The sequence below is a fragment of the Mesorhizobium sp. M7A.F.Ca.MR.176.00.0.0 genome, from assembly GCF_004023165.1.
Classification (GTDB): Bacteria; Pseudomonadota; Alphaproteobacteria; order Rhizobiales; family Rhizobiaceae; genus Mesorhizobium.
On sequence record NZ_RZTC01000044.1, the window covers coordinates 2,508 to 12,700 of the forward strand.

Genomic DNA, 10,193 nt, shown 5'->3' on the forward strand with positions numbered 1-10,193 from the left:
GGAGTAGGGCGGCGCCTGCTATCCCAGCCTTGCCCTGGCTTTCGCCGTCCAGGCGCCGAACAGCCGGTCGGCGACAATGCCGATGAAGGCGATGGCCAGGCCCGCGACGATGCCGCGGCCGGAATCGGCCTTGGACAGCGCGATGAACACTTCCTGGCCGAGATCGCGGGTGCCGACCATGGCGCAGATGATGATCATCGCCAGCGCCATCAGGATCGTCTGGTTGACGCCCAGCATGATCTCCGGCAGCGCCAGCGGCAGTTGCACGCGAAAGAAGGTCTGGCGCGGCGTGCAGCCCGACACCTTTGCCGCCTCGATCAGCGCCGGCGGCACCTGCCGGATGCCGTGATTGGTGTAGCGGATGGCCGGCACCACCGCGAAGGCTATCGTTGCGATCATCGCGGTGACGTCGCCAACCCGAAACAGCATCACCACCGGGATGATGAAGCAGAAGGACGGCAGCACCTGCAGCGTATCGATGATCGGTGTGACGATCTTCTCGAAGCGGTCGCTGCGCGAAGCCATCAACCCGATGGGAATGCCGATCAGGCAGGCGATGAAGGCAGAGATACCGCAGAGATAGACCGTCGCCATGGTCTTTTCCCACAGGCCGGTGATGGCGCAGAAGGCAGTCAGCGCTGCCACCAGCACGGCCAGCCGCAGGCCGGAGAGCTGATAGCCGGCAAGGCCGAGCAGGAACACCGCGCCCAGCCAGGGAAACCCTTCGCAAAAGGCACGCAGCGGGTTCAGCAAATTAAGGATCAGCGTCACGCGGAACGCTTCGATCGTGTCGAAGAAATTGATCGTCACCCAGTTCACCGCTGCTTTCCACAGCGGCGCGGTGGTGAAGGTGATCGCTTTTGGCACTCCCGCGAAGGCTGGCACGAACAGACCGAGCAGCGTTGTCACGACAAGGATGGCGATGGCCAGCGTCAGATTGGGATAGCGCCGCCAGAGGCTCGGGCGCATCTCCTGATGGACATGGCCCTCTGCCTGCTTGTGCGCGATGGCCTGGCTCAGCCGGTCGAGCGCGATGGCGAGCGCCACGATGGCAAGGCCGGCTTCCATCGCCTCGCCGACCTTCAGTGCGCGCAGCGCCAGGAGCACGTCGTAGCCGAGGCCGCCGGCGCCGATCATCGAAGCGATGATGACCATGTTCAGCGCCAGCATGATGACCTGGTTGACGCCGACCATCAGTGTCGGCCGCGCCGACGGCAGCAGCACCCGCCACAGTTTCTGCCGCGCCGTGCAGCCGGCCATTTCGCTGAAATCGTCGATCTCCGACGGCACCCGTGACAGGCCCAGCATCGTCGCCCGCACCATCGGCGGGGTGGCGAAAATGGCGGTCGCGATCATCGCCGACACCGGGCTGTTGCCGAACAGCAGCAGCATAGGGATGAGGTAGGCGAAGGTCGGGATCGTCTGCATCAGGTCAAGGGCAGGGGAGACGATAAGCCTTTCGGCCCACGGCTTGCGCCACGCCCAGATGCCGGCGAACAGCCCAGTGACGATGCAGAACGGCACCGCGATGGAGATCAGCGCCAGCGTCAGCATGGCGCTGGTCCATTGGCCGAACAGGGCGATGTAGAGGAAACAGCCGCCGACCAGCAGGCCGAGTTTTCTGCCGCCAACGGCATGACCGGCGATGAAGGCGGCAGCGCAGACGCCGACCCAGGACAGGCGCGGCAGGATATAGGCCTCAGTGCCATGGCCGATCTTGAAATTCTTGGCCAGGAGATTGAGCGCGAAATCGAGCGGAATGCCGAGCACCGCGGTGATCGAGCGGGTCAGCCACGACAGGTTCGACTTGATCCAGCGCATCAGCGCGCTGACCCAATCGGCGACCGGCACGACGGCGCTGGCCGGATAGTTGACGGCCCAAGGCAGGCGGTCCTGCAGCAGAAACACGACAAGCACGGCGGCAAGCGCGAACGCCCAGATCAGCAGCCAGACCTGAATCGGCCGCGACCTTGCCTCGCTGGCGCTTGCCGTCACCGTCATGCGCCAACCCTTGAGCGATCGATGCCGGCCAGCAGGTCGATCACCGCCTGCGGCGTCACCTCGCCGATCGGCTTGCCGGTGCCGTTGACCACCGCGAACGGCTTGTTGGCGGCAACGATACCGGCCGAGAAGCTGGCGATCTTGGCATCCGGCGCCACCGCGCCGCCATGCTCCGAGCCGTCGCAGGCGCGCATCAGGCTGCGTGCCGAAATCACCTTGGCGCGGTCGACGTCGCGGGTGAATTCGGCGACATAGTCGGTCGCCGGGTTGACCACCAGCTCTTCCGGCGTGCCGATCTGGATGACCTCGCCATCCTTCATGATGGCGATGCGGTCGGCCAATCGGATCGCCTCGTCGAAATCATGGGTGATGAAGACGATGGTCTTGTGCAGCATGGTCTGCAGCCGCATCAACTCGTCCTGCATTTCGCGGCGGATCAGCGGATCGAGCGCCGAGAACGGCTCGTCGAGGAACCAGATTTCCGGTTTTGTCGCGAGGCTCCGGGCGATGCCCACACGCTGCTGCTGGCCGCCGGACAATTCGCGCGGATAGAAATGCTCGCGGCCACGGAGCCCAACGAGTTCGATCACCTCGCGCGCCCGTGCCTCGCGTGTCGGCCGATCCTGCCCCTGGATGCTGAGCGGGAAGGCGATGTTCTCCAGCACGTTGAGATGCGGCAGCAGCGCAAAATTCTGGAACACCATGCCCATGCGATGGCGTCGCAACTCGATCAGCGCTGCATCCGAAATCTTCAGCAGATCCTTGCCCTCGAATTCGACCTTGCCGTGGGTCGGCTCGACCAGCCTCGACATGCAGCGCACCAGCGTCGACTTGCCGGAGCCCGACAGGCCCATGATGATAAAAATCTCGCCCTGGCGGATTTCGAGGTCGACGGCGCGCACCGCGCCGACCAGCCCGGCGGCGGTGACGTCGGCCATGCTGGCCTTGCCGTCGCGTTCGCGGATGAAATTGGCCGCGTTCGATCCGAACAGCTTCCAGACATTGCGGCAGGCAAGCTTTATCGGGCGGGCATCTTTTGGCGTGCCCGCCCCCTTGGCGCCCTGTTCAGTCTTGTCCGTCATTCAAACGTCCTTCTGGAACACCAAGAACCGAGGCCCGGCTGATCAGCAGCCGGGTCTCATCTTCCAGTCGGAACGATCACTGCGCCCAGGCTTTCCAGTCGGCTTCGTGGGCGGCGATCCAGGCGGCCGCGACGTCTTCCGGCGTCTTGCCGCCGAGATCGATCTCGCCGCTCATCTTGTTGAGTTCGTCGGTGTCGACCGTGTAGGCCTTGGCCACCTTGTAGGCGACCGGCCATTTGTCCTTCATGCCGGCCCAGGAGTACTTCCAGATCTCGCCATGCGGCTTGCCGCAATCATATTTGGCGTCGGGATTGGTGCCCCATTTCGGGTCGCTGTAGCACTCGGGCGTGTATTCGGGGAACTCAACCCACTCGCCCTTGTACTTGGCCGGCGCCCAATGCGGTGAGTAGATCCACAGCATGATCGGCGCCTTGCGCTGATAGGCCGAGTCCAGTTCCGCGAACATCGCCGCGTCGGTGCCGGCATGGATGACGGTGAAGGGCAGTTTCAGCGCTTCGACGCGCTCGTCGTCAAAGCCTTCCCATGTTACCGGGCCGCCGAGATAGCGCCCCTTCGGTGCGGTCTCCGCCGTCGAGAAGGCTTCGGCGCATTTCGGATCCTTCAGCGCTTCCCAGTTAGGCAGGCCGGGGCACTTCTCCTTCATGTATTCGGGAAACCACCATTCTTCCTTGGCCTTGGGGCCGAGCTTGCCCAGCCGTTCGGTCTGGCCTGTCGCATCGGAGGCCTTCATGGCCTCGCCGGCGGTCGTGTCCCAGAATTCCATGCCGACATCGAGATCGCCATTGGTGAGGCCTGTGGTCAGGCTGGAAAGATAGTCGGCGGTCGGATACTCGACTGTGTAGCCGAGCTTTTCCAGGATGCCGCCGAGGATCTTGGCGTTGAGGTTGACGCTGGTCCAGTCGAACAGCGCGATCTTGATCGGATCGTTGGATTCCGGTGCGGCGGCTTGGGCGGAAGGTGTCAGCAGGCTTAATGTCGCGAGCGCGACGGCGCTCATCGAGAGTTTCGAGATCTGGCTGCGAAATGACATGCTTGTTCTCCTTCAAGCTGTGAAAATTATCGTTCGTTCCCTTCTTGCGGCTTTTCTTGATTGTGTTGGAAAGACTGGTCTTTGCGCAAGGCCGTCGGCGCCAAATTGTTGCCCCGGCTTTGGCCAGTGCAGGCAAGATGGTGCTCAATTCTGGTGATGATGGAACAGGATCGGAGTGTCGGCGTCATGACTGCCGACGGATCGCTGAGGGAGCGGTCATCTGCGGATCGAATGCCAGTCCTGCGGCGCCCTGCAAGGTGCGAGCCATCAAGGTCGTATGATCTCGGCTACCCGCCTGGTAAGCCCCATCTCGCCAAGGCCGTTTCATAGGATGAAATTATATATACCAAGGTTCATGTCGCGCAACGACTAACGCTTCGCGAGACGTACAAATTCAGACTGCAGGCGAAGCTGAGCTCTTACCAGCAGACGTAGCCGCCATCGACAATCAGGTCGAGGCCGGTGACGAAGCTCGCTGCGCGGCTGGCGAGGAACACCGTCGGCCCGACCATTTCCTCCGGCGCCGCCATGCGCCCCATCGGCGTGTCGCGCTTGAAGATCTTCACCTCTTCCGCCACCTCTGGCCGCTTGTTCATCGGAGTCAGCGTGTAACCGGGACTAACCACATTGACGCGCAGGCCGCGATCGGCCCACTCCATGGCGAGGCTCCTGGACATGTGGATGACGGCAGCCTTCGAAGAGTTGTAGTGCGCCTGCGTCAGGCCGCGGTTGACGATGGTGCCCGACATCGAGGCGATGTTGATGATCGAGCCCTTGCCTCGCGCCAGCATCTTGCGCGCTTCGGCCTGACAGGACAGGAACACGCCGGCGACATTGACGTCGTGAACCTTCTGCCACGTCTCCAGCGGCATCGTCTCGGCGGGCTCGGAGCCGGCAATGCCGGCATTGTTGACGGCGACGGTCAGCGCACCGAGTTCGCTCTCGACGCGATCGATCGCCGCCGCGAGATCGCTCTGCGATGTCACTGTACCGGTCAGCACCAGCGCTTTGCGGCCGAGCGCCGTGATCCGGTGCGCGGTTTCGTCCAGCCCACCCTTCGATGCATGGCCGAAACAGGCGACGTCAGCGCCTGCCTCGGCGAGCCCGATCGCGATTGCCTGGCCGATGCCGCTGCCGGCGCCGGTGACCAGCGCGACATCGCCGTTCAGTTTGAAAAGATCCATCGAGTGCCCTCCCTGGCCCAGGGAGGGTATGCGCTGAGCCGTGCTTCGATCAAGCGCCCGCGCGCAAATGGCTCAAGCGGCGTCGATACTCAGAAATAACCGCTCGACGCGGCCGTGGCTTCCTTCGGGATTTCGACGCCGTCGACCAGGATCTTGTCGACCAGTTCGTGGTGGAAGCAGACCAGCCCCTTGATGCGCTCCGCCTCGTGCACCGGCTCGGGATAATACCAGACCAGGTTCTCGTGACGCTTGGCCTTGGTCGTCACGTGATAATAGTTGGAGATGCCCTTGTAAGGACAGCGCGAAATGTAGCGGCTGGGCGCGAACATATCGAGCCGCGTGTCGGCGATCGGCAGATAGTGGCGCACCGGATGGCCGGTCTCGAACAGGAACACGCCGCGGCGTGAATCGGCGACCTGTTCGCCGTCGAGAATGACCTGCACGCGCCGCGACGACGGGAGGCAGTCGACCCGGCGGAACGGATCGCGGGCGTGGACGAAGATCTCCTCGTCCTCCTCGAACCAGTGTCCCATCTTGCTCCAGGTGAACGACATGTAGTCGGATATTGGCGGACAGCCCTTGACCGGATCGAGATAGCGCCAGGCCGCGTCCTCGACCAGCGTGATGCCGGTGTTGAGTGAATAGTGGGTGGCTGTGCCCTTGAACGGGTCCTCTGTCGTCGTCTTGCTCGGCAGCAGGAATTCCTCGCGAACGTCGCCGATCGGGAAGTAGTAGACCGGCAGGTGATCGGATTCGTAGAACACCAAGGCATTGGTCGTATCGGCCACGGTCATCGATCCCACCTGCACACGCAGGCGCTTCTGCGTCGGCATGGTGAAGGCTATGTAGCCCGGCTCGAATTCATACTGCACGATGGTGTCGAGCAGCGGAAAATGCGGCCCACGGCCGCGCAGATGGGGCTTGCGAATGGTAGTCTCCCGTTTTGTTTCTTTTGTCATCGGGCGCTGGCGCACGATCAGCTCAACGACACGCGGTCGAGCAGCAGGCCGGCCGCGATCGGCGGAAGGCCGCTGACATTCTTGCGCACCGGCACCAGCAGATCGGGGAAATAGCTGAAGATGACAGGCGTCTCGTCGAGCAGCAATTTCTGGATGTCAGAGGCGGCAGCGCGCTGCGCGCCGGCATCGAGCGCCTTGAGATAGCTGGTGACCATGCCATCATAGGCCGGGCTCTTGAAATGCGCCGCGTTCCAAGGGCCGTCGCTGACCAACGGGCTCTTGAGGAAGACGTTTGGCACGCTGCGATGCGCGTAGTCGGTGATGCCGAGCGGGCTGTCCAGCCAGTCCGACTGGCCGAACACCGCTTTGCCGTAATATTTGTCCTGGTCCTCGATGTTGAGCGAGATGCGCGCACCGATCTCCTTGGCGAAATTCTGGAACAATTGCGCATAGCCCGGAATGTCGGAATAGCGCAGCGTGGTCAGCGTGATGTCGAAGCCTTCGGCGAGACCCGCCGCCTCGAGCAACTGCTTGGCCTTGGCGATGTCCTGGACGCGTTGCGGCACCGACTTGTCGGTCGCCGGGAAGGCCGGCGCGAACGGGCTGTCATTGCCAGTCGCCGCAATGCCGCGGCACAAGCCGTCGACCAGCTTGGCGCGGTCGATGCACAGCGCCAGCGCCTGGCGCACGCGCTTGTCGGTGAAGGGGCCGGTGTCGCAGCGCATGTGCAACTGGCGGTGCGCGGTCGAAGCGACACGCAAGACGGTGATATCAGGACTGTTCAGCACGACCTGGCTGACATCGAGCGGGACGGCATCGAGAATGTCGACCTCGCCGGCCTGCAGCGCCAGGATGCGCGGCTGCACATCGCCGTAGAACTTGAATTCGAGCCGGTCGGGCAGCGCCTTCTCACCCCAATAGTCGGGGTTGCGGATGAAGGTCGCGCCGACCTTTGGCGTGTAGCTTTCCAACCGGAACGGTCCGGTGCCTTCGAACGTCTTTTCGTAATCGCCCTTGTAGCTCGCCGGCAGGATGACGGCGTTGTAATTGTCGATCGACACTGAATAGGGAAAGCTGCCATTCGGCGCATCGAGATGGAAGGCGACGGTGTGGTCGTCGACCTTCCGGGTGCCGCCCTTCGAAAGAAGGCCTTTGAACACCGAAAGCGCGTTGGAAGCGCCGTTGGGATCGGCCAGCCGGTCGAAGGTCGCGACGACGTCGTCGGCCTTGAAATCCTCGCCATTGTGGAATTTCACGCCCTTGCGCAGCTTGAAGGTCCACACGCTGCCATCCTCGTTCGGCGCCCAGCTCTCTGCCAGCACAGGCTTCAAAGTGAGGTCCGGCTGCGTGATGCAGAGAAACTCGGCGGTTTGGAAAACCAGCTGGTAGCTGCCGCTGTCATAGTAGGTGACGGGATCGATGGCGCCGCCCGGCGTCGCCACGCCGGCGCGCACCGTGCCGCCCGGCTTGCCCTCGGCGCGGGCCTGCTGGGTGCCGAGGCCGGCGGCCGCGACAAGGCTGCCCAGGAACGGCAAGGAAAGCCCAAGCACGCTGCCATGGCGCAGGAAGTCACGGCGGTCCATCCTGCCGGCCAGCAATTCGTCAACAGCGGAATTTTCGATTGCAGTGAGTGTTCTGCGAGCGTTGTCGATCATCCGGATTCCTCGCTTGTCTTGGGGTTCAGCCATCTAGTTCATTGTTGACTGCCGCCGGAAAGCGATATTTTTTGATAGGAGTCATCGAAATTTTCGATGCAGGAGGTGGGCATGGACACTGAGAATCTGCGCAGCTTTCTCGAAGTCGCCACCCATGGCAGCTTCACCGTCGCGGCCAGCCGGCTCAACCTCGCCCAGTCCACCGTCAGTGCGCGGATCAGGGGGCTGGAGGAGCAGTTGGGCCGCCGGCTTTTCGTGCGCGACCGCGATGGCGTCACGCTGACGCCGGCCGGCCGGCAGTTCCTGCCGCATGCCTCGTCGATCACCCGCACCTGGGAGCAATCGCGGCAGGACATCGCCGTTCCCGATGGTTACGAGACCTTGCTGCGGCTGACCGCGCCGGCCTATCTGTGGGACCGCATCACCTCGCCATGGGTCGAGTGGATGCGCGCCAGGCGGCCGAACGTGGCGCTGCGGCTGGAGGGCAGCTTTCCGGACTCGGCGATCGACCAGCTGGCGGAAGGCCTGCTCGACATCTGCATCCTCTATCTGCCGCGACCGCATCCCGGCATTGTCTACGAGACGCTGGCCGTCGATCAGGTCGTGCTCGTCCAGCACGCCGCACAGACCAAGCCATGGACTGAAAACTATATCCTGATGGACTGGGGGCTGGAGTTCCGCATCGAGCACGACCGCGCCTTTGCCGGCATGGTCAAGCCGGCGATTTCGGCCGGGCTGGTCTTCATCGGGCTTCAGCACGTGCAGTCGCAGCAGGCCGCCGCCTATCTGCCGCTCAGTGCCGTCAGCGGTCATATCGAGCGCGGCGAGATGCGGCGCATCGACAACGCTCCGGTATTCCAACGGCCGATCTACCTCGCCTATCCCTCGAATCCCGTGTCTTCGGATGTTCTGGATGTCGCGCTCACAGGCCTGCGCACGCTGGCCAGAGACTGGGCCGAAGGGCAGGGTTTTTCAGAAGGTGACCGTGCTCTCAGCATGGCCGGCCAGATCTGACCGGCCAAGCCACGCGAGCGAGAGCGCTATGCCGGCTCGGTCACGACCGCTCTCTGCAGCCTGGCCAGTTCGGCGTAAGGAATGTGGCAGCGGATCGAATGGCCGGGCTGGGCCTCGCCGAGTGGCGGCTCCTGCTGTTCGCAGATCGGGCCGATCTTGCGCGGGCAGCGCGTGTGGAACACGCAGCCCGAAGGCGGATTGGTGGCGCTGGGGATTTCGCCGTCGAGACGAATGCGTGCCGTCTCGGTCTGGTCGAGTTTGGGCACCGCCGACAAAAGCGCCTCGGTATAGGGGTGATGCGGTCCGGAAAAGACGTCTTCCGATGGCCCAAGTTCCATGATGCGGCCGAGATAGAGCACGGCGATCTTGTCGGAGAGGTAACGCACCACGGCAAGGTCGTGCGAGATGAAGATGTAGCTGACGTCTTCCTTCGACTGCAGGTCGGCGAGCAGATTGAGGATGGCAGCCTGCACCGAAACGTCGAGCGCCGAGGTCGGTTCGTCGCAGACGACGATGCGCGGGTCGCCGGCGAAGGCGCGCGCGATGGCGACGCGCTGCTTCAGGCCGCCGGAGAGCTGGCGTGGCTTGACCGCAAGATGGCGGTCGGTGAGCCGGACCGAGCGGACAAGGTCATTGAGGCGCGACTCCAGCGCCTTGCCGGAGAGGCCGGCCAGCCGCTTCAGCGCCCGGCCGATCAGGTGGCGGATCGAATGCGAGCGGTTGAGTGCGGAGTCCGGATTCTGGAAGACGATCTGCATCGCCTTGATCTGATCGTCGCTGCGGTTCTCCAGCCTGGGCGCCAGCGCCTTGCCCTCGAGTTCGATGGTGCCGCCGTCATCGGGCGGCACCAAGCCGAGCAGCAGCCTGGCGAAGGTCGTCTTGCCGCTGCCGGACTCACCGACCAGCCCGAGCGTCTCGCCGGGTCGCAAATCGAGCGAGACATCCTTGACGGCGCGCAGTGCATGGCCATGGCTGGCATAGGTCTTGTTCAGCCCGGCGACGCGCAGCACCGGTGCGGCTGCCGCCTTTGGGACAGGCGCCACATCGCTCGGTGTCTCGCGCGGCAGCGCCTGCGCCTTGTCGTGATGGAAGCAGCGCGACAGCCGGCCGCCCAGATCGTAGAGCGGTGGCAATTCGCTGCGGCAGCGATCGTCGGCGAGCGCGCAGCGATCGGCGAAGGCGCAGCCCTTGATGTCGGCCCCGATGCCGGGCAGGAAACCCGGAATGGTGTCGAGCCGGCCCTGACC

Annotated in this window: 8 protein-coding genes; 1 reads left to right on the forward strand and 7 read right to left on the reverse strand. The window is 63.7% G+C overall.

The genetic code is table 11. The features are described 5' to 3' along the window. Positions 1 to 18: 18 nt before the first annotated feature. From EOB59_RS16460 to EOB59_RS16485, 6 genes are all read right to left on the reverse strand, one after another. Positions 19 to 2,001 carry an ABC transporter permease subunit gene (locus EOB59_RS16460; RefSeq protein WP_128288791.1) on the reverse strand — a complete coding sequence of 661 codons (1,983 nt, stop codon included), beginning with the start codon at positions 1,999 to 2,001 and terminating at the stop codon, positions 19 to 21. Continuing rightward, a complete protein-coding gene (locus EOB59_RS16465; protein WP_128288792.1) occupies positions 1,998 to 3,083 on the reverse strand; it encodes a glycine betaine/L-proline ABC transporter ATP-binding protein in 1,086 nt (361 codons plus the stop codon). Before EOB59_RS16465 ends, EOB59_RS16460 begins: the two co-directional genes overlap by 4 nt. A gap of 76 nt (positions 3,084 to 3,159) precedes the next feature. Next, the gene (locus EOB59_RS16470; protein ID WP_127382422.1) at positions 3,160 to 4,134 is read right to left on the reverse strand and encodes an ABC transporter substrate-binding protein; all 975 of its coding nucleotides are present in this window, start codon (positions 4,132 to 4,134) and stop codon (positions 3,160 to 3,162) included. A 419-nt stretch (positions 4,135 to 4,553) separates the two neighbouring features. Continuing rightward, positions 4,554 to 5,318 carry an SDR family oxidoreductase gene (locus tag EOB59_RS16475; RefSeq protein WP_128288793.1) on the reverse strand — a complete coding sequence of 255 codons (765 nt, stop codon included), beginning with the start codon at positions 5,316 to 5,318 and terminating at the stop codon, positions 4,554 to 4,556. A gap of 89 nt (positions 5,319 to 5,407) precedes the next feature. Beyond that, positions 5,408 to 6,298, reverse strand: a complete 891-nt coding sequence (locus EOB59_RS16480; RefSeq protein WP_164874019.1) for a DUF427 domain-containing protein — start codon at positions 6,296 to 6,298, stop codon at positions 5,408 to 5,410. After that, on the reverse strand, positions 6,295 to 7,932 hold the full coding sequence (locus EOB59_RS16485) for an ABC transporter substrate-binding protein (RefSeq protein ID WP_245486654.1): 1,638 nt from the start codon (positions 7,930 to 7,932) through the stop codon (positions 6,295 to 6,297). The genes EOB59_RS16480 and EOB59_RS16485 overlap by 4 nt, the downstream gene beginning before the upstream one ends. Positions 7,933 to 8,043: 111 nt before the next feature. On the opposite strand from EOB59_RS16485, the gene EOB59_RS16490 reads away from it, so the two are divergent. Further along, complete coding sequence (locus EOB59_RS16490) at positions 8,044 to 8,946, forward strand: LysR family transcriptional regulator (protein ID WP_127270260.1); 903 nt, start codon at positions 8,044 to 8,046, stop codon at positions 8,944 to 8,946. Positions 8,947 to 8,972: 26 nt separating this feature from the next. Here the strand turns inward: EOB59_RS16490 and EOB59_RS36400 are convergent. Next, positions 8,973 to 10,193, reverse strand: a 1,221-nt coding sequence (locus EOB59_RS36400) for an oligopeptide/dipeptide ABC transporter ATP-binding protein (protein WP_245486655.1), incomplete at its 5' end; no start/stop codon positions are given.